Below are 19,151 nucleotides of genomic sequence, written 5' to 3'. Positions count from 1 at the left end.
CCTGAGCTTTACCCCGGTCAACCGGCGCTCTACTCTGCCGATTTGCAATCGACGGCCGGGAGCTAACGCATGAGCGTACACATTGAAGTCAAAAACGATCCTTCGGAAGAAGATCGCCTGGCCATTCTAGAGCCCTTGAGGCGCTATAACGCCGAACAGGCCGGTGACGGGCAGTCCGAGAAGGTAGCGCTGCTGGTGAGGGATGACAAAACAGGAGACATCATTGGCGGTTTGCACGCCCGTGTCTTTTATCGCTGGCTCTTCATCGAACTGCTGGTCGTGCCCGAGCAGACCCGGGGGCAGGGAACAGGCTCGCGCCTGATGCAGATGGCCGAAGATCTGGCCATCGAGAAAGGCTGCGTCGGGATGTGGCTGGATACTTTCGACTTCCAGGCCCCGGACTTTTATCGCAGTCACGGTTTCAGCGAGTTTGCGCAGATCGACGACTACCCGCCCGGCCACAAGCGCTTCTTCTTTCAAAAGCGCCTTAACCTTCAAGCCGTTTGAAGGACCGGGGCAGCGTCGTGAAACGCTGACCCCGCGTTCAAAGATCAGACCTTGAATTTGCCCACCAGGTTGTTGAACGAAATCGCCAGTCGCGACAGTTCCTGGCTGGACGCGCTGGTCTGATTGGCACCCGCAGCGGTCTGGGTGGACAGGTCCTGAATGTTGATCAGGTTACGGTCCACTTCACGCGCAACGTGGGATTGCTCTTCCGACGCCGTGGCAATCAACATGTTGCGGTCGTTGATTTCAGCGATGCTCTGGGCGATGCGTTCCAGGGATTGGCCTGTGGCCTGGGCCAGTGACTGAGTGTTGCTGGCCAGCGTGCGACTGTTGCCCATCGCACGAACCGCCTGATCAGCGCTGCTCTGTACGCTGCCAATCATCGCTTCGATCTCGCCGGTGGATGCCTGAGTACGGGCCGCAAGGGCACGCACTTCATCGGCTACCACGGCAAAACCACGTCCTTGCTCACCCGCACGGGCCGCTTCAATGGCGGCGTTGAGCGCCAGCAGGTTGGTCTGCTCGGCAATACCGCGAATCACGTCCAGCACCTGACCGATTTCGCGAACGCGTCCAGCCAGCTCTTCGACCATTGCAGTGGAACTGCTGATTTCGGTGCTGACCGTGTTGATCGCGTTCACGGCTTCACGTGCCTGATCGCGACCGGTCGCCGCCTCGGTGCTGGTCAGCCTGGATGCATCGGAGGTGGAGATAGCGTTGCGCGCCACTTCCTCGACCGCTGCGGTCATTTCCGTGACTGCAGTAGCCGCCAGTTGAATCTCGTCATTCTGACGCGTCAGGCCGCGGCTGCTTTCTTCGGTGACAGCGTTCAGTTCCTCGGCGGCAGAGGCGAGCTGGTCGGCCGCGCTGGAAATTTGCCCGATGGTGTTCTTGAGGCTGTTTTGCATCTCACCGAGCGCAGACAGCATCAGTCCGGCCTCGTCACGATGCAGGCTGACAATTGGCTGTGTCAGGTCGCCGCCTGCAATGCGCTGGGCATTGACCAGAGCGGACGCAATCGGTCGACTGATGACGCGGCTGATAAACAGACCGAGCAGGAACGCAGCCACGAACGCCACGCCGATACCGATATACAGATTGAGCTTGGCAGCAGACTCGGTCTTGCCGGCAGCGACTGCGCCCTCGCCCGTTTGCCGGGCGTTGGAGTCCACCATGATGTTCAGTTCGTTCATGATCTTGACGTAGATGTCACGAACCTCTCCGTCCACCAGCGTTCTTGCCGCACCGACATCGCCAGCCAATGCAACGCTGACGGCTCGATCAATCGCAGCCTGATACGCAGGCCAGTCCTTATCCATGAGATCGCCAGCAGCACGTTCATCATCTTCAAGCGGCGTCGCGCGATAAGTGGCGTACGCCTTTTCCGCCTGAGCACGGTTTTCACGCAAGTTGGCAACGACCTGATCTTTCGCACTCTGAGGTGCGTCGGCGGCCACTGCCGACAGCAGACGGTAGAGATCACGATTCTGAGCGATGGCATTGGCCTTGGTCTCACTGGTCTTGGCGACCGAGACCAGGTTATTGGAGAACGTGAGTTTGAGGCTGTTCGAAAGGTCGCCGATACCCTGGCTGCCGATGATGCCTACCACGAGCGTGATGAGCGCACAGAGTGCAAACGAGATGAACAGCTTGGTGGACAGTTTGGCGTTGTAGAACCAGTTCATGACAGGATCCTTGGTCGAGAAAGCTGGGGGAAGCTCCATTACAGACGCGTGCATGCGTCGACGCGAACCTCCTTGCAACAGGTTCTATCGGCAATGTGCGAGACCACTGGAGAGTGTGAGCGACAGTTTTCGTAGAAACGTCAGATTTTTCTGACCAAATACCCCGCACGTGCGGATCTTTGAAACATGCTGACAGCAATGCGGTTTTGTGTAACAGGAACTTTCCACCTGCGCTGCGTTACTATTTCCAGCCATTGTTCAGCCAGAGCCCGAACCCAGGATGCCCCCCTCGCTCACCTCACAGCATGATTCGTTACCCGCCGTTCTTGCCGGTCCGCTGCTGCGTCGACAGGAAGCCGATCGTCTGGTGTTGTGGCTGGTGGGCTCGCGTCCTTTGCCGCTGACATTGCGTCTGCGGGTTGATGGGCTGGCGGATGCGGCGTTTACGGACTATCCGCTTGATGACCAGCAATGCCAGGTCGTCGCGATAGGCAAACGTGCGTTCATCCATCTGATCGACGTGCGTCTGGACAGCGAATTGCCAAAAGACCGGCTGATCGACTATGACCTGTGTATAGACGACGCGCAGACCGGTATTGCCGACTGGGCGCCCCATCTGCTGTACAGCGGCACCAACTACCCCAACTTCGTGGTGCGCAGCAGGATCGACCACATACTCCACGGCTCGTGCCGCAAGCCGCATCATGGCTCTGTCGATGGGCTGTTATGTGTCGATCAGTTGCTGGCTGACACACTTGATCCACTGCAGCGCCCGGCCTTGCTGATGATGAGCGGCGACCAGGTCTACGCCGACGATGTCGCAGGCCCCATGCTGCGTGGGGTCCATTCGCTGATCGACCGCCTTGGGCTGTTCGACGAGAGACTGGAAGGTGCCGTAGTCGACGACAGCCAGAGTCTGTATGACCATCCGGCCAGCTATTACCAGCGCGCCGACCTGCTGCCTGCCCTGAAAAGTAACGACACCTTGCGTGACCGCTTCTTCGGCGGCACCAGCAAACCGGTGTTCACCAGTGCCACTGCAGACAACCATCTGGTGACGCTGGCGGAAGTCATGGCAATGTACCTGCTGGTCTGGTCACCGGTCCCGTGGTCCCTCGTCACACCGGACATGCCGCAACTCGATGCGCAAGAGTCCGAGCGTTACGCGCGGGAACAGGTGGTGATCGATGACTTCAGGGCCGGCCTGGGTAATGTCGCCAGAGCCATGGCGCATCTACCCTGCATGATGATGTTCGATGACCACGACATTACGGACGACTGGAACCTGTCGGCGAACTGGGAAGAGACCGCCTATGGACATCCGTTCTCGAAACGTATCATCGGCAATGCTTTGGTGGCCTACCTGCTCTGTCAGGGCTGGGGCAACAACCCTGATGCGCTGAACGAACTTGTCGCGCAGGCACAGGCCTTGAGCGATGAAACCGTCAGCCGTGACAACCAGTTGAACAGCGGGACCCAGGACGCGCTGATCGATCAGTTGCTGAAATTCCAGCAATGGCATTATGTGTTACCCACGAGTCCGGCGCTGGTGGTCCTGGACACCCGGACGCGTCGCTGGCGCAGTCAGTCGAACTTCAACCACCCTTCCGGCCTGATGGACTGGGAAGCACTCTGCGAATTGCAGCAGGAGCTGATCGATCACAAATCAGCCATCATTGTTTCTCCGGCACCGATCTTCGGGGTCAAGCTGATCGAGGCAATCCAGCGCGTATTCAGTTGGTGCGGCTACCCGCTTCTGGTGGATGCGGAAAACTGGATGGCGCATCGCGGCGCAGCGCAGGTGATCCTGAACATCTTTCGGCACTCCCGAACGCCGGGCAATTACGTGATTCTGTCGGGGGATGTTCACTACTCGTTCGTCTACGAAATCCTGATCCGGCACCGCAGTGGCGGTCCGCGCATCTGGCAAGTCACCAGCAGCGGCATCAAAAATGAATTCCCCCGACGCCTACTGGATACTTTTGATCGGTTGAATCGGTGGTTATACTCACCGCGTTCACCGCTGAACTGGTTCACCCAACGTCGTCAGATGAAAGTCATCCCGCGCACGCCAGAACACAGCAAGGCGGGTGAACGGCTGTGGAATTCAGCGGGTGTGGGCCAGGTATGGTTCAACGACCGGGGCCAGCCAACGCTGATCAACCAGCTCAACGCTAACGGCGCACCGCCTACCCGCTTCGTCGAACCGGAAGGATACAGAGACGAGCGGCCGGATACGGATCGCCGTTTTCTGGAAAACGACAGGGAAACGAGCGATAGTCACCGCTGAACCTTATCGCCGATTGCCGGGTCGATAGTTGCTACCGGTCAGGTTTACGGCAAACCCTGACAAGCATTATTTCCTGGAGAGCGCCCCCGTGATAACCAATCAACGCATAGCCAGACTCAACGCCTGGGGCGCGCATGGCTTCACCGCCACCGGCGTGGTCCTTGCGTTCCTGGCGACCATTGCCTTGTTCAATAATGAACCGAAAGCCTGTCTGCTCTGGCTCGGTGCCGCCCTGATCGTGGATGGGGTGGACGGTTCGCTGGCACGCAAGGTCAATACCACGTCGGTCCTGCCGCACTTCGACGGCTCGGTGCTGGACCTGGTGATTGACTACCTGACCTATGTATTCATTCCCGCACTGTTCCTCTATCGCTACATCCCGGTCCCGGATTACACACTGCTGCTGAGTGTGTCGGTGATTCTGGTTTCGTCGCTGTTCTGTTTCTGCAACGTGGACATGAAGAGCAAGGACAATTATTTCCAAGGCTTCCCCGCTGCCTGGAACGTTGTCGTGCTGTGCCTTTACATCCTTTCGCCAAGCCCTTGGCTGACCTTTATCACCATCATTGCGCTGGCGCTGCTGACCCTGACCCGCATGAAGTTCCTGCACCCGTTCCGGGTACGTCGCTTCATGCCGATCAACATTGCGGTCACGGCGGTCTGGTTGCTGTCCAGCGCATTGTTGATCATCAATCATCCGCACAATGGTCCGGTGGTCATGGGACTGTGGCTGGCGATGTCGGCATATTTTCTGGGGATTTGTATCTGGAGAACGTCGCTGGAATGGCTGGGCCGTCTCAAAGCCTGAGCTGATTCGTTCGCTGACCGCACATGCCGGTCAGCGAGCGAACGACCTGATCAGAATCTGTTTTATCTGCCTTCGGCTTGAGGCTCGGCTGCAATGGCCGACTTGCCGAAGTGATACGTGGTGAAGCTGCACAGCCCCAACCCGCCCAAGGCCAGCAGGCCGCCGACAATCCCCACGCTCGACACGCCCAACTGACTGCTCACGACACTGCCGAGCAGCGCCCCGCCGCCAATCCCGATATTGAAGATCCCCGAGAACAGCGCCATGGCCACGTCTGTTGCATCCGGCGCGAGCGACAGTACGCGGGCCTGCAGCAGCAGGCCAAAGCTCATGATCGCCATGCCCCAGACCACAGTCAGCGTTCCCAGTGTCACAGCATCGCCCGACAACGGAAGCAGCATCAGCAGACACACCGCAATGGTGCCGATCGCCGTGATCAGCAGGCCATTTGGAAAGCGATCGCTGAACAGGCTAAACACGATCGAGCCCATGACTCCTGCGCCACCAAAGACCAGCAGCAGAACCGTGGTGACCTCACCACTGAGGTGCGCCACGGTCTCGGTGAAGGGCTCGATGTAGCTGTAGGCGGTGAAGTGAGCGGTCACCACCAGTACGGTCAGCAGATAGACCGCCATCAGTTTCGGGCGCTTGAACAACATTGGCAGGCTTCTCAGCGAACCTGAGTTCTGGCTCGGCAGCAAAGGCAGCGAGCGGGTCAACAGCACCACGACCAATGCTGCGACTCCTGCGATGCCCATGAATGTAGTACGCCAGCCCAATGCTTCGCCCAGAACGCGGCCCAACGGAATGCCGAGTACCATCGCCAGCGATGTGCCGGTCGCGAGCAAGCCCAAGGCCTGCACCTGCTTGCCGGGCGGCGCGATCCGTACCGCCAGGGAGGCGGTGACCGACCAGAACACCGCATGCGCAAACGCAATACCCACCCGGCTGATCAGCAGCACGGTAAAGCTGGTGGCCATGGCCGAGACAACGTGGCTGGCCACGAACACCGCAAACACGACGATGAGCAATTTGCGCCGCTCTATATTGCGCGTCATCAGCATCATCGGCAGCGACATCAGCGACACGACCCAGGCGTAGATGGTCAGCATCAGGCCGACCTGGGCCGTGGTCATGTCGAAGCTCTTGCCGATGTTGCTCAGAAGGCCGATCGGCACAAACTCTGTGGTGTTGAAGATAAAGGCAGCCATGGCCAGAGCGAGTACGCCAAGCCAGCTACCGGCATGTGCATTCGGTGGTGTAGTCATCAAATATACAACGCTCGAAGTGGGTTGCGACCCGAAGGGTCTATCGCCACACAAACACGCGTGGCACCTGTAAACCAAGGCATGCGCCCCTATGAAAAAACAACGCGAAGACGCCCCGCTCAATGATCAGGACCGAGCGCAGTGTGCGAAGTGGATTATTGTCGATATGGGGGGATGCAGCCGAATACGTGGAATTCTACGGACCGGGACGGTTGATCACAACACATCCATCACATGCACCCCAGGCAAGTGACCGCCGGTCGGCAAACACAAGCGCTTATCTGGACGTGGCGTCGCCGAGAAAGCGTTTTTCATGATCGGGTGACGGCAGCAGACACTGATCGTAACGACCGAACAGTCGATAGCGGTTGAGCGCGATTCGGTTGTAGGCCCAGTCGCGCAGGAAACGTGGAAACACGCGCAACACACTCAGCAGCGGCCACGGCGCGGGCAGCAGACGCATGATGTGCAGGAAGCCATCCGAGCGCAGGTACACGCGACCATTCTGGATCACCGCGATCGTGTGAAACTCGTCCAGCGGCAAACCTGCCCATTTCAGCAACGCCTGGCCTTCTTCGGACTGCACGGCAGCCAGCCGTAAACGCCGCTCAGGATCGTGGCGAATCAGAAACTTCACCACGCCGTTGCACAACTTGCAGACGCCGTCGAACAGCACGACGCACTCATCGGGCTTGAGATAGGGGGCGGGAGTTTTCGGCATGAGCAGACCCTGCTGTAGAAAAGAAAACGCCCCGCCGATCATGAGACCGGCGAGGCGTTCAGGCTAAAACGTGAAGCGCGAGGAATCAAACCTTCCTGACGAACTCGGATTTCAGCTTCATCGCACCGATACCATCAATCTTGCAGTCGATGTCATGGTCACCCTCCACCAGACGGATGTTCTTGACCTTGGTGCCTACCTTCACCACCAGCGATGAACCTTTGACTTTCAGGTCCTTGATCACCGTGATGGTATCGCCGTCCTGAAGCACGTTTCCGGTGGAGTCCTTGATGACCTTGACGTCTTCGGACGCTTCACTGCTGCCGCCGTCAGCGGACCATTCGTGGGCGCATTCCGGGCAGATCAGCAAGGAGCCGTCTTCGTAGGTGTATTCGGAATTGCATTTCGGGCAGGACGGTAAGCTCACAGGGGATCTCGCATCGGGGTAAAAACCATGGATTATAAAGGGCTTTTCCGCTTTCAGGTGGATCACACGTGATCACGCATACATACCCTCTTGTTCTCACTGCCTGGCAGGGCATGATTTTCTACAATGCTCAGAGAGCAGACGCATCAGGAGAATCCAATGTTCGCAAACCGTTTCGCCCCATTCGAGGACTTGGCTCGCCTGCTGATTCCACACACTCACGCGGAGAAGATCGACGGCTCGCATGACATTTCGCATTTGCTAAGAGTCTGGAAAAACGTCTGCGCCATTCGCGATCATGAAGGTGGAGACGCCCGATTACTGCTGGCTGCCACGCTGCTGCACGACTGCGTAGCGGTCGAAAAGAACTCGCCCTTTCGCTCCAGCGCATCGCGACTCGCCGCCGCCAAGGCGACCGAACTGCTGACCGGGATGGGCTGGGATGAGGAAAGCGTGGCCTCGGTCGCCCATGCCATCGAAGCCCATAGTTTCTCGGCCCAGGTCACTCCCCTGACCCTGGAGGCCAGAATCCTCCAAGACGCCGACCGCCTCGATGCGTTGGGCATGATCGGAGTCGCACGCGTGTTTTATGTGTCAGGCCGAATGGGCCGTTTTCTCTACGACCCGGCAGACCCACAGTCCACTCAGCGTCCCTATGACGACCAGAACTTCGCGGTCGATCACTTTCACACCAAGTTGTTGCACCTGGCCGACAGTTTTCAGACGCGGACCGGCACCTCGCTGGCCCGCGTCAGGCATGATCGATTGAAGCGCTGCCTGGATGAGCTGATGGAAGAAATCGGCGCGCCAAGTGACTGAAACCAGCGGGGGACGGCATCAGCAGACATCGACGCGACATTGGTGCGAAACATCGTAGACATGTCATAAAGACATCACACACGTGCCTTATAAACGGCTCTCCGAAAGGGTCCGTTCAAAGAGGTCATCTGCTGTGAAAAATCTCCTGCCTCGTTTCTTGCGTCAAAAGTCCGGGGTAACGGTACTGCGCCGCTTCAGGATAGCGCCACGTTTGGTCATCTGCTTCGGGACCACGGCCCTGCTGATGGTGTCGCTGGGCGCTTTCTGTCTGCTGCAAATGCAGGAAATCCGCCGTCAGGGCGAGGCCGTCGAAAGCGGCGCCTTGCCAAGTATCGCCATGGCCGACGCCATCGCCATCGGACTGGTGAAGCTGCGCAGTGAAACCACTCGCCTGATTGCCAATGCCGACGATCCTGGCGCGGTGATCAGCAGCAAGATCAACGTCGAACAGCTCAAGAACGAAGTCGAGAAAGGCTTCACGGACTACCTGGCACGTGTCCCGGCGGGCACCGAGCATGATTCGATCATCGCTCTGCAGGATGCCTACAAGGCGTTCATGCCAGGCCTGCAGGACCAGATGGCACTGATCGAACAGAACAAGCTGGATGAAGCGCGTCTCCTGGCTAACACCCTGCTGTCCATGCAGGGCGACCTGATGGACATGCAGGTGCAGTTGCTGCGCGAACTGAACAAACAGAGCGCTGCTGTCGCCGTCGAAGCCGCGAGCGCCAGTTACGAGCAGACGCGTGTCATCGCGCTGAGTGCCATTGCTATCGCCCTTGCGCTCACCCTGCTGCTGGCATGGCGTCTGAGCGTCAGTATTATCCGCCCGGTTCGCCACGCACTGCACATTGCAAGCACCATTGCCGACGGCGACCTGACCCGTCATGACATTCCAGACGGCAAAGACGAAACCGCGCAACTGCTGACGACGCTGGGCCGCATGCGCAACAACCTGCACAGTACCATCGACCAGATCTATGCCGCGGCCACGCAACTGTCACAATCGGTTCAGGAAATGGGCACCATTGCTGAAGCCAGTGCCCTCAACCTGCAGTTGCAAAACAATGAAATCGAACAGGCGGCGGTAGCGGTCAACCAGATGAGTCAGGCTGCCGTCGAAGTGGCGGGCAATGCCAGCAACACGGTGAGCGAATCCGAGGCGTCCACGCAGGCGGCTGCGCAGGGTCAGGTCAAACTGTCGGCGACCATTCGTTCGATCAAGGAACTGACCGAGAACGTGCTGGATTCATCGCATCAGGCCGAAGGGCTGGCCGAGCGTACCCAGAGCATCAGCAGCATCCTGGACGTGATTCGCGCCATTGCCAACCAGACCAATCTGCTGGCACTCAATGCGGCTATCGAGGCTGCACGTGCCGGTGAAGCCGGGCGTGGATTTGCCGTGGTCGCCGATGAGGTTCGCTCCCTGGCGCAACGTACCAGTGCCTCGACGACAGAAATCGAAGGCCTGATCAGTGGAGTCCAGCAAAGCACTCAGCAGACTGCCAGCTCGCTGCGCCATACGGCATCACAAGCCAGCCTGACCCTGGAGCAGGCCGCTGCGACGGGTGAAGCGCTCAACGTCATCATCAGTTCGACCGGCACCATCAATGGCCGCAATCTGCTGATTGCCAGCGCGGCGGAACAGCAGGCCCAAGTCGCCGGTGAAGTGGATCGTAACCTGAGCAGTATTCGCGACCTGTCATCGCAGACTGCCTCCGGCGCCCAGCAGACCACAGTCGCCAGCAACGCGTTATCGATGCTGGCGACGGATCTGAACCTGATGGTGCAACGATTCGTGCTGTAAGAATCGGGCGCTGCGTGCCCTGGAGGCAGCACAGCGCCCGACCAGTCTTCTGGCTCGATCAGTCCTGCGGACGCAGGCGGTACTGAGGCGGCAACTGCTCGAAGCCGCTGATGGTGGTGTCCAGACTTTTCCAGCGACCATCCTTGATGCCGTAGATGCAACCGTGCACCGACAGACTCTGGCCGCGATGCCAGGCGTTCTGCACGATGCTGGTGTGGGCAACGTTGGCAACCTGCTGAATCACGTTCAGTTCGCACATACGGTCGACCCGCTCTTCTTCGGTCGGCAGCTGCGCCAACACGTTGCGATTCTCGTAATACAAATCACGAATCGTGCGCAGCCAGCCGTCGATCAGACCGAACTGACGGTCCTGCATGGAGGCGCGCACGCCGCCGCAGCCGTAGTGACCGGTCACCAGAATATGTTTGACCTTCAAGACATCCACGGCGTACTGAATCACCGACAGGCAATTCAGGTCCGTGTGCAGCACAACGTTGGCCACGTTGCGGTGTACGAACAGATCGCCCGGCAACATGCCGACAATCTCGTTAGCGGGAACGCGCGCATCCGAGCAACCGATCCAAAGAAATTCCGGGGTCTGCTGGCGAGCCAGCTTGGCGAAGAAGTCAGGGTCCTCCTGTTTGATCGCCTCGGCCCAACGTGCATTGTTATCAATCAGGTCTTGTAGCTCGTTCATGCTTTGATGCCTCGTTTATGATGCTCAGCCTTGGACTGGCCTTTGACACCGGAAGTCACGTCCTTGTGCCACTACCTGATATCACCCTTGATGACAAACCGCACGGATAAAAAAGGAATCTTCAAAGTTGCCACCGGTCCACCTAATACGACCACCTGCAATGAGGATTCGTCATGAACGATTCACGCCGTCCATTCGATGCCACCCAACCGGAACCCATCGACGACAATGAAGACCGCATGGGCTCCATGGAAGAGCTGAACTTCAGAGATGACGAGACCGCCCGTATCGGTGATCTTATGCCTGAAGACGAGCTGCAACATGAAATACCGGATGAGCGCGTGCGCGAAGCCGGCATGACCGGTGCCTCCACCGACGACCACCAGCCGACCGACGATGATCTTTCGCCGGAAACGCTGATTCATGAAGACGGTGCCCGCTCGGCCAGCGAGCGCGGTGAAGACAATCCAGCTGACCTGGACCTGACTGTCGTGGATGAAGACGATATCGGAGGTGGCGATGGTCTGGATGAAGAAGAAATGGCCATCGTCGACCCGCTGGATGGCAAGGCCGGACGCTGAGGCCGGGTCTCACTCCAGAAGTGTACAGGCCATGACCACGGCGTCTTCACGACCGCCCACTGCCGGATAGTAATCACGCCGCCGGCCTATCTCGTTGAAACCATAGTTTTCATACAGACGATAGGCTGGCCGGTTGCTGTCGCGCAGCTCAAGAAAGCACTCGCGGGCATTGAGCTGATACGCACGCTTCATCAAATGATCCAGCAACAGCAGACCCAGTCCCCGGCCCTGACTTTCCGGCTTCACGGTGATATTGAGCAGATGCGCTTCATCGATGATGACTTGAACCACGCCATGCCCTACTTGCTGGGCGCCTTCGAACATCAGCCAGATCTCGTATGACTTGAGCCCATCCAGAAAGATGCCTCGGGTCCAGGGATGGCTGAAGGCTGCGTATTCGATTTTCAGCACGGCATCCAGATCGGCCTCGGTCATGGGCCGAAAGCTTATTGCATCACTCATCAGTTGATTTCCAGCGCGTCATCAGCCGACGCATGGCTTTCCAGACATCAGCCTTGCGTTCAGGCTCGTCCATCAATAATTCCAGCCCCGGCAGCGCCCAGACAGTGCCCAGCCCGTTTACCTGCAAGTCCTGATAATAGGATTCGGCATCGGCTTCGCCCGCGAACTTCATGGCGGGCAGGCCTACCAACCACAGGCAGGTGCACGGTTCATCTTCGAGCCTTGCGCCGACAAAACCCTGTACGAAATCACGCGCGGCCTCAGGCCCCTGGTCCATCTGACCACGAACCAGCAGCGGCCAGCGCACAGGCTCGCCAATAATCTGCGGGCTGTCCGGCAGACCGGCGGCGCGCAGCATGTCCTTGAGCAACAGATAGGAGGGGTCGCGACTCTGGAACGGCTGGCCCGTGGATAACTCCACCAGCAGCAGGCAACGCCCGGCGCGCAACAATTGCAGGGAGAAGCGCGGCGGCGGCACGACCACGGCTTTGGGCGGCGCGGGTTCAGCGTCTTCGACAGCCGCTGCGACGGTGCGCGTGCTGGCCAGCGAGGGTCGCGGCACCTCGATTTTCGGGCGTTCGGCCGGCCTTTCAATAGGCACGACGTTGTCCGCCACCACTGGCGCAGGCGAGGACACCGCTGGCAACTCGTTCTGCACCTCGACCGGCGGCGGCAACGGCGCGAGCAGTTCCGGACGGGAGGGTGCAGCAAACGGCAGTTCAGTGCGCGGCAGCCAGTTGACCACCTGCATGGCAGTCAAATAAGCGCGGCGACGGGACTCATTGAGCAAGGGTCGGTCACCTGTGGATAAGTTAGGCGCGCAATTCTAGCGTTGTTCGTCTTTTCGTGCTGAAGCATATCGCGCCCAGGTGAAATCTTGAGTGAATGATGCAGTACAATCGCCGCCTTTCATTCGCCAACAGTCGGCCTATCCATGATCGAACCCAAGCGCGTCCTGCGCGCCCTTGCCGAGCATTGGGCGCTACTCGAGCCCTTATGCGAACACTTCGACCAGGGCACCTTGAGCCTGAGCGAGCTGCGCCTGCAGCTTGCGGCTCAACAACAGGACAGCACACCGCAAGACATCACCAATCTGCTGGACGTGTGGATCCGTCTGGACATTCTGGTGCCTGTCGCCAAAAGCCCGAACCGTTTCGAACTCAATGCGCAGATCCATGACTTCCTGTCATACCTGCGTCGTGAGCACCGCCTGGGGCTGTGCCTGGAGATCGAAGCCTACCTGCGCCACCTCGAACGCCTGGCCGGTTACATTCAGGACGCCTTCGAGATTCGCGACGCCAATGATCTGGCCAGGCAGCTTAGATTGCTGGATATGCGCGTGCGTGACGTGTTGAAAAAGCTCGCCAATGACGAGCAGGCACTGGTAGCAGTCGCTGATCGTGCCAAGACCAGCGACCGGCAGATTCCGCTTCGCCAACGCTATGCGGAAGTGCTGGCGACCTGGGATGAATACGTCGAGCCGATGATTCAACTGGTGAACGCCGATGGGGCTTTCGAGCAAGGCGTACGCAAGGTCGAGAATGTCCTGCTGCGTCTGTTGACCGAACAACAGCGCCTGGGTCATCTGGTCGATGACGATATGCTGCTGCGCACCCATGCGCGCATTCTGGAAATGCAGACGAGCGCCCAGCTCACCCTGCGTCATGCACGGGAGTTGCTGCTGCCGCTGCGTGAAGAAGCACGTCGCCACAACGCAGTCACCCGTGGCGCAGCGCTGGCGTTGTCAGCCATTCGCCGTAAAGGGCTGGACGCCGTGCCGCAGGCTGCGATGCCAATGTTCACCCGTCCGCAAAGCACTTTTCTGGGCAGCGCAAGCCAGGTCGAAGCCTACGTCTACGCCTTGGCGCGCTTTGAGCCCAAGCCAGCACGCTTCCCCAAGGCCAGCGGCATCCGCAAGGGCGAACCTGCCCGCGCGCCGCGTACGGTCAAGGAAATGCTTGAGCGTTGCGAAGACGCCCTGCCGATGCCAGACCTGATGGACTGGTTGCTGGAGCAGGAGCCGAACGGCGAAACAGAAGAGTTGCTGTATTGGTTTTCGCGCCTGTCCCGCGACAAGCGCTTTGCGCGCGAACGCCTTGAGCGCCGCGACTATTACACACGGGAGCACCGCGTCAGCCTGCGCTCCTTTGCCCTGCTTGCCCCCGCAGGCTCGCAGCCAGAGAATTCCGAGAGCACTGTTCATGCATCTTGATCTATCCGAAATGTCCCAGCTCGCCCCGATCTTTCGCGAGTTGTTCAAGGGTTACCACGTCAGCCGCCGTGATCCAGAGCTGTACGCCCAACTTTCCAACTTCCAGGACCAGTACCGTGCGCTGTTCAAGGCGCTGGGCTTCGAACTGGTGTGCGACACCCGAGGCTTCTATTACTTTGTGCCGGATCTTGCTGCGGCGCAGGTGAACAAGACTGCACAGCGTCTGGCCCTGTTTACCTTCATCCTGGTCGAGCATCTGGCCGATCAGGGCCGCGATCCGATGGCCGTGCTGGATGGCGGCAGTCTGGGCCGCGACGAGCTGCCATCAATGCTGGAGAAGTACCGCGATCTGTTTCTGCAGGCCGAGGTTCAGACCCAGGAAGAGCTGGAGGAGAAAATCATGCGCCGTATGACCCAGCTCGGCTTCGCCAGTGAAGAGGTCGGTATCTATCGATTCCTGCCGCCCATGCATCGCTTTCTCGACGTGTGCCTTTCCGTGCAGCAGGACCGTGATCTGGCGGCCAGCCTGCACAGCGCCCTGCCCTTGCCGACTCCGGTACTCATCGATGACGACAGCGATGAAAAGCTGCTGGAAACCGATGATCCCCTGGACCTCGCCGAATTCAGCGAAGAAACCGAAGAAGAGGCCTTGGCTCGTGCCATCGCCGATGAACAGGAGTTGGACGCATGAGCCAGGAACGCTTTGGCATTCGCCGTTTCGCCCTGTTGAATACCGCAGGCTACAGCCTGGGTCTGTTTCCGCTGGAGAATCCGCTGTCGGTGTACGGCGCGAACAACCTCGGCAAGAGTGCATCGATCAACGCGCTGCAATTCCCGATTCTGGCGCGCATGTCGGACATGAGCTTCGGCAAGTACAGCCTGGAACAATCCCGACGCTTCTACTTCGCCTCGGACACCAGCTACATTCTGGTGGAAGTCTCTCTGCCTCATGGCCCGCATGTCATAGGCGTGGTCGGTCGCGGCCCGGGTGGCGGCTTCGGGCATCAGTTCTTCGCCTACGCAGGCGAGCTGGACCTGGGCCATTACCAGAAGAACGACACCTGTCTGCGTCAGAAAGAGCTGTTCAGCAACCTGGAAAGCAAAGGCCTCAAGGCCTATGAGCTCAAGCCGGACGAACTGCGGCGCTTGCTGGTGGGTGGTCACACCTCAATCCCGCTGGACCTGACGCTGATTCCGCTGCGCTCGACCAGTGAACAGAGCCTGAAGACTTTTCGGGCACTGTTCATCAATCTGCTGCACATGCGCGAGATCACTGCTGCCAAGCTCAAGCAACTGTTCCTCGATGCTTTCGAGCACAGCCTTCGCTCCGGCAGCGTCGACTACATTGCCGCGTGTGAAGAGGCCTTCCGCGACGTGCGTCGCATGGAACAGGATTACAACTCGCTGGTGCTGGCCGGTCCGCTGGTCGAAGCACTGGCCGCAGGCGTGAAGCAGCGCGATCTGTTGCGCGGCAAGCTGCATCGTCTTTCACCGATTCTTGATTCCTTGCTGGGCACCTGGTCGGACTACTCCAGTGCACGCAAGGAGGAGCTGGTTATCCAGGCCGAGCACTACCGTGCCCAGCAGGATGAAATGCAGAACGAACAACGTTCCAGCACTCAGGAACTGATGCGGTTGGAGCGCGAGATCAGCGGTATCCAGCGCTGGGTCGGTGAGCTGTCGGTCCTGAAGAATCGTTTTGCTCTGGTCGACGACGTGAAGGTGCTGGAACAGCAGTTGCTGGCGGCCAAGGACGCGCATGACGAACTGGCCGGAGCATTGGCACAGTCTCGACAGTTCAGCGCCGAGGATCTGGACGAGCGGCTGCGGGACCTGGAAAAACGCCTCAAGTCTCTCAAGCAGCAACTCGATCATGCGGACAACAACAGCTATGCCCGCCTGCGTGAAGAGTTCTCGCAACCGGATGTAGAGCGCTTGATGCGCCTGTTCAACAGCTCGCTATTCAGTCTGCCGCTTGGCGAACAGGGTATTGCGCTGGACGATGGTGACGCGTGGGTCAAATCGCTGGAAACGATTCTGGATGGCTTCAAGGGCGATCAGTTCTCCGTACCGGGCTTGACGATCAACCTGTCGAGCATTGAGCCTCCTGCTCTTCAGGCGCTGGCCGATCGCGCAGCATTGCGTGACCAGAAAGAGCGTCTGGAAAAAGAGCTGAAGCAGCTCAAGACCCAGCAGGCGGTAGCGGCGGATCGCTCGGCGAGCAAGACACAGACCGAAGCGCTTTATCAGCAGGTACTGGACGCGCAAAAAGCGTTGGAAGATTTCCGTCGCTGCCAGACGCTGAGCGCAGAGGAGTCTTCCAAGCTTGAAGACTTGGCGCAGATGGAAGCCGCTCAGGACGAGCTGAAACGCTCAAGCGATGCGTTCACAGAGCGGGTCCAGCAACTGTCGGCCAAACTGCAACTGGTTGCACGGCAGATTGGCGATCTGGAATCCAGGCAACGCACGCTGGACGATGCGTTGCGTCGTCGCCAGCTGTTGCCGGCGGATTTACCGTTCGGAACGCCCTTCATGGACCCGATCGACGATTCGATGGACAACCTGCTGCCGTTGCTTAATGACTACCAGGACAGCTGGCAGGGCTTGCTGCGCAGCGATGGTCAGATTGAAGCGCTGTACGCCCAAGTGCGCCTCAAAGGCGTGGCGAAGTTCGACAGTGAAGACGACATGGAGCGTCGTCTGCAGTTGCTGATCAATGCTTATGCGCACCGCACCGATGAAGCGCTGACGCTGGGCAAGGCACGTCGCGCCGCCGTGACGGACATTGCCCGCACGCTGCGCAACATCCGTAGCGACTATGACAGCCTTGAGCATCAGCTTGCCCTGTTCAACCGAGAGATCAACAAGCGTCAGGTGTCCAACCTGGCAAGCTTCCGTATTGTGCTTGCTCCCAACAAGGAAGCACTCAAGCACATTGATCAGATCATCCACAGCGCAGGTCAGTACGAAGAAGGCGAAACGCTGTCGGTCTTCGATCTGAGTCAAAGCGCTGAACAGGACAACAAGAACGAAGAGGCCAAGGAATACCTGGCACGTCTGGTGGCGGCCAACCATAACCAGTTGGGTCTCAGGGATCTGTTCGAACTGGCTTTCGAAATCACCAAGGTCAATGGCCAGCCGGTTATTCACACTGACATCGATGGTGCTGCGTCCAACGGCACGACGATGACCATCAAGGCGCTGACCAACATGTACCTGTTGCTGCACTTGATGGATCGCGATCAGGCTGGCCGAGTGCGCTTGCCTTACTACCTTGACGAAGCCGCAGACATCGACGAGAAGAACCAGGCAGCTTTGCTGGAAACAAGCCTGCAACTGGGCTTTGTGCCTATCCTTGCGAGTGTGAAGCCTCAAGTCTCCGCCCATGTCGCTATCGATCTGGAAGGCGGCAGCGGCCCTAACGGGATCTATATCGATGAGGCTGACTGGAAGTACATCCAGCGTCGCGACGAAGTGAAGAAAGAGTCTCCAGAGCTGGCTTCGTAAGTCTGGATAGCTGTGACGAGAAGGCCGCATGTGGATGCGGCCTTTTTTGTGAGCGGCGTTCGGGTCTCATCGTCGAGGTAGTGAATAGGATCGACACGGGAGTTGTGAGCTACTGATCAGGTATGTGTAGTGGTCTAATGAAACCGGACACCCATTTAGGCGAGAATGCTCGCCAGATAGAGGTGTCTGATGACCAAACAACGCCGTACCTTTTCCGCTGAATTCAAACGCGAGGCCGCAGGCCTCGTGCTCGATCAAGGCTATAGCCATATCGAAGCCAGCCGTTCACTTGGGGTTGTCGAATCCGCGCTGCGTCGCTGGGTCAACCAGCTTCAGCAAGAGCGCAATGGCGTCACGCCTCAGAGCAAAGCCCTGACGCCCGAACAGCAGAAAATCCAGGAGCTGGAAGCTCGGATCGCTCGTCTTGAGCGGGAGAAATCCATTTTAAAAAAGGCTACCGCGCTCTTGATGTCGGAAGAACACGAGCGCATGCGCTGATTGATCAACTGAGTGCTCGTGAGTCGGTAGAGTTGTTGTGCGAAGCCTTTGAAGTGCCACGTTCGTGCTACTACAACTATCGCCTCAGACGCCGGACTCCAGACGTTGAGCGGGTTCGATTACGCAGTCGAGTCAACGAGCTGTTCACGCAAAGCCGAAGCGCTGCCGGTAGTCGCAGCATCGTTTCGATGATGCAAGAAGATGGCGAGCAGATCGGCCGGTTCAAGGTGCGCGGCCTGATGCGAGAGCTGGGGTTGATCAGCAAACAACCGGGTTCGCATGCCTATAAAAAGGCAACGGTGGAGCGGCCAGACATTCAGAATATTCTGAATCAACAGTTCGATGTGCCCGCGCCCAATCAAGTCTGGTGTGGCGACATCACTTACATCTGGGCACAAGGGAAATGGCATTACCTGGCCGTGGTCATGGATCTCTTCGCGCGCCGGGTGGTGGGCTGGGCGTTGTCGAACAAACCGGATTCGGACTTGGTGATCAAGGCGCTCGACATGGCCTATGAGCAACGGGGCAAGCCTCAAGGCCTGCTGTTTCACTCCGACCAGGGCTCGCAATACGGCAGTCGCCACTTTCGCCAGCGACTCTGGCGATACCGCATCAATCAGAGCATGAGTCGCCGAGGTAATTGCTACGACAACTCGCCGATGGAACGTGTTTTTCGGAGCCTGAAAACTGAGTGGATACCGACCGTGGGCTACATGACGGCCCAAGAGGCTCAGCGCGATATCAGTCATTATCTGATGCATCGCTATAACTGGATTCGGCCACACCAGTTCAATAACGGACTGGCACCAGCTCAGTCCGAAAAAAGACTTAACGTCGTGTCCGGGATCAGTTGACCACTACA

17 protein-coding genes and 1 pseudogene are annotated in these 19,151 nt (G+C 58.6%); 11 read left to right on the top strand and 7 right to left on the bottom strand.

Annotated elements, in window-relative coordinates:
• Positions 1–69: 69 nt before the first annotated feature.
• Positions 70–507 (top strand): GNAT family N-acetyltransferase, encoded by a 438-nt coding sequence (locus JTJ32_RS23490; RefSeq protein WP_210043483.1) that lies wholly within the window; start codon positions 70–72, stop codon positions 505–507.
• A 44-nt stretch (positions 508–551) separates the two neighbouring features.
• Here the strand turns inward: JTJ32_RS23490 and JTJ32_RS26955 are convergent, their stop codons facing one another.
• On the bottom strand, positions 552–2,192 hold the full coding sequence (locus JTJ32_RS26955) for a methyl-accepting chemotaxis protein (RefSeq protein ID WP_184318417.1): 1,641 nt from the start codon (positions 2,190–2,192) through the stop codon (positions 552–554).
• Positions 2,193–2,472: 280 nt separating this feature from the next.
• Between JTJ32_RS26955 and JTJ32_RS23480 the strand changes: the two genes are divergently transcribed.
• Together JTJ32_RS23480 and pcsA are read left to right on the top strand one after the other, a co-directional pair.
• Positions 2,473–4,482: a metallophosphoesterase family protein gene (locus JTJ32_RS23480; protein ID WP_210043481.1), complete on the top strand. Its 2,010-nt coding sequence runs from the start codon at positions 2,473–2,475 to the stop codon at positions 4,480–4,482.
• An 88-nt stretch (positions 4,483–4,570) separates the two neighbouring features.
• Positions 4,571–5,290: a phosphatidylcholine synthase gene (pcsA, locus tag JTJ32_RS23475; protein ID WP_099226992.1), complete on the top strand. Its 720-nt coding sequence runs from the start codon at positions 4,571–4,573 to the stop codon at positions 5,288–5,290.
• A 62-nt stretch (positions 5,291–5,352) separates the two neighbouring features.
• Here pcsA and JTJ32_RS23470 read toward each other — a convergent pair whose 3' ends face one another.
• The 3 genes from JTJ32_RS23470 to JTJ32_RS23460 form a co-directional block, all read right to left on the bottom strand.
• Positions 5,353–6,561 carry a sugar transporter gene (locus tag JTJ32_RS23470; RefSeq protein ID WP_210043479.1) on the bottom strand — a complete coding sequence of 403 codons (1,209 nt, stop codon included), beginning with the start codon at positions 6,559–6,561 and terminating at the stop codon, positions 5,353–5,355.
• Positions 6,562–6,835: 274 nt separating this feature from the next.
• Positions 6,836–7,279, bottom strand: coding sequence for a thiol-disulfide oxidoreductase DCC family protein (locus tag JTJ32_RS23465; protein WP_210043478.1), 444 nt, complete (start codon positions 7,277–7,279; stop codon positions 6,836–6,838).
• Between the two features lie 85 nt (positions 7,280–7,364).
• The gene (locus JTJ32_RS23460; protein WP_180274265.1) at positions 7,365–7,706 is read right to left on the bottom strand and encodes a zinc ribbon domain-containing protein YjdM; all 342 of its coding nucleotides are present in this window, start codon (positions 7,704–7,706) and stop codon (positions 7,365–7,367) included.
• Positions 7,707–7,865: 159 nt separating this feature from the next.
• On the opposite strand from JTJ32_RS23460, the gene JTJ32_RS23455 reads away from it, so the two are divergent.
• The 3 genes and pseudogenes from JTJ32_RS23455 (at position 7,866) to JTJ32_RS26860 (ending at position 10,332) form a co-directional block, all read left to right on the top strand.
• Positions 7,866–8,525: an HD domain-containing protein gene (locus tag JTJ32_RS23455; RefSeq protein ID WP_210043477.1), complete on the top strand. Its 660-nt coding sequence runs from the start codon at positions 7,866–7,868 to the stop codon at positions 8,523–8,525.
• An 82-nt stretch (positions 8,526–8,607) separates the two neighbouring features.
• Positions 8,608–9,474: pseudogene (locus JTJ32_RS26865) on the top strand (MCP four helix bundle domain-containing protein); the annotation flags it as partial.
• Positions 9,469–10,332, top strand: coding sequence for a methyl-accepting chemotaxis protein (locus JTJ32_RS26860; protein ID WP_408004629.1), 864 nt, complete (start codon positions 9,469–9,471; stop codon positions 10,330–10,332). The pseudogene JTJ32_RS26865 and the gene JTJ32_RS26860, both read left to right, overlap by 6 nt.
• Before the next feature lie 58 nt (positions 10,333–10,390).
• Here the strand turns inward: JTJ32_RS26860 and can are convergent, their stop codons facing one another.
• Complete coding sequence (gene can, locus JTJ32_RS23445) at positions 10,391–11,029, bottom strand: carbonate dehydratase (protein WP_004879883.1); 639 nt, start codon at positions 11,027–11,029, stop codon at positions 10,391–10,393.
• A gap of 173 nt (positions 11,030–11,202) precedes the next feature.
• Here can and JTJ32_RS23440 point away from each other — a divergent pair, with 173 nt between their 5' ends.
• Positions 11,203–11,610 carry a hypothetical protein gene (locus JTJ32_RS23440; RefSeq protein WP_004879885.1) on the top strand — a complete coding sequence of 136 codons (408 nt, stop codon included), beginning with the start codon at positions 11,203–11,205 and terminating at the stop codon, positions 11,608–11,610.
• A gap of 9 nt (positions 11,611–11,619) precedes the next feature.
• On the opposite strand, the gene rimI is transcribed toward JTJ32_RS23440, so the two are convergent.
• The gene (gene rimI / locus JTJ32_RS23435) at positions 11,620–12,072 is read right to left on the bottom strand and encodes a ribosomal protein S18-alanine N-acetyltransferase (protein ID WP_004879887.1); all 453 of its coding nucleotides are present in this window, start codon (positions 12,070–12,072) and stop codon (positions 11,620–11,622) included.
• Positions 12,065–12,862 carry an energy transducer TonB gene (locus JTJ32_RS23430; protein ID WP_099226996.1) on the bottom strand — a complete coding sequence of 266 codons (798 nt, stop codon included), beginning with the start codon at positions 12,860–12,862 and terminating at the stop codon, positions 12,065–12,067. Before JTJ32_RS23430 ends, rimI begins: the two co-directional genes overlap by 8 nt.
• A 144-nt stretch (positions 12,863–13,006) precedes the next feature.
• Between JTJ32_RS23430 and mksB the strand changes: the two genes are divergently transcribed.
• The 4 genes from mksB to JTJ32_RS23410 all read left to right on the top strand — a co-directional run bounded on the left by mksB (position 13,007) and on the right by JTJ32_RS23410 (position 19,143).
• On the top strand, positions 13,007–14,284 hold the full coding sequence (gene mksB / locus JTJ32_RS23425; RefSeq protein WP_210043476.1) for an Mks condensin complex protein MksB: 1,278 nt from the start codon (positions 13,007–13,009) through the stop codon (positions 14,282–14,284).
• Positions 14,274–14,975 (top strand): Mks condensin complex protein MksE, encoded by a 702-nt coding sequence (gene mksE / locus JTJ32_RS23420; protein ID WP_004879893.1) that lies wholly within the window; start codon positions 14,274–14,276, stop codon positions 14,973–14,975. Before mksB ends, mksE begins: the two co-directional genes overlap by 11 nt.
• A complete protein-coding gene (gene mksF, locus JTJ32_RS23415; RefSeq protein WP_210043475.1) occupies positions 14,972–17,791 on the top strand; it encodes an Mks condensin complex protein MksF in 2,820 nt (939 codons plus the stop codon). Before mksE ends, mksF begins: the two co-directional genes overlap by 4 nt.
• 189 nt (positions 17,792–17,980) lie before the next feature.
• Positions 17,981–19,143, top strand: a protein-coding gene (locus tag JTJ32_RS23410; protein ID WP_210043474.1) for an IS3 family transposase whose coding sequence is annotated in 2 segments (ribosomal slippage) — positions 17,981–18,236 and positions 18,236–19,143 — 1,164 coding nt in all. Because the reading frame shifts where the segments join, the coding sequence is not laid out codon by codon here.
• Positions 19,144–19,151 lie beyond the last annotated feature (8 nt).

Source organism: Pseudomonas alliivorans (genome assembly GCF_017826695.1).
Taxonomy (GTDB): Bacteria; Pseudomonadota; Gammaproteobacteria; order Pseudomonadales; family Pseudomonadaceae; genus Aquipseudomonas; species Aquipseudomonas alliivorans.
Note: the sequence above shows the minus strand (reverse complement) of the source record. Positions and strands in the feature narration are given on the sequence as shown.

Bases quoted from the DNA above. Each gene is read 5' to 3' on its own strand.
- JTJ32_RS23490 (WP_210043483.1), top strand. From the start codon at position 70: ATGAGCGTACACATTGAAGTCAAAAACGATCCTTCGGAAGAAGATCGC.
- JTJ32_RS26955 (WP_184318417.1), bottom strand. From the start codon at position 2,192: ATGAACTGGTTCTACAACGCCAAACTGTCCACCAAGCTGTTCATCTCG.
- JTJ32_RS23480 (WP_210043481.1), top strand. From the start codon at position 2,473: ATGCCCCCCTCGCTCACCTCACAGCATGATTCGTTACCCGCCGTTCTT.
- JTJ32_RS23465 (WP_210043478.1), bottom strand. From the start codon at position 7,279: ATGCCGAAAACTCCCGCCCCCTATCTCAAGCCCGATGAGTGCGTCGTG.
- JTJ32_RS23455 (WP_210043477.1), top strand. From the start codon at position 7,866: ATGTTCGCAAACCGTTTCGCCCCATTCGAGGACTTGGCTCGCCTGCTG.
- JTJ32_RS26860 (WP_408004629.1), top strand. From the start codon at position 9,469: ATGCGCAACAACCTGCACAGTACCATCGACCAGATCTATGCCGCGGCC.
- can (WP_004879883.1), bottom strand. From the start codon at position 11,029: ATGAACGAGCTACAAGACCTGATTGATAACAATGCACGTTGGGCCGAG.
- JTJ32_RS23440 (WP_004879885.1), top strand. From the start codon at position 11,203: ATGAACGATTCACGCCGTCCATTCGATGCCACCCAACCGGAACCCATC.
- rimI (WP_004879887.1), bottom strand. From the start codon at position 12,072: ATGAGTGATGCAATAAGCTTTCGGCCCATGACCGAGGCCGATCTGGAT.
- mksB (WP_210043476.1), top strand. From the start codon at position 13,007: ATGATCGAACCCAAGCGCGTCCTGCGCGCCCTTGCCGAGCATTGGGCG.
- mksE (WP_004879893.1), top strand. From the start codon at position 14,274: ATGCATCTTGATCTATCCGAAATGTCCCAGCTCGCCCCGATCTTTCGC.
- mksF (WP_210043475.1), top strand. From the start codon at position 14,972: ATGAGCCAGGAACGCTTTGGCATTCGCCGTTTCGCCCTGTTGAATACC.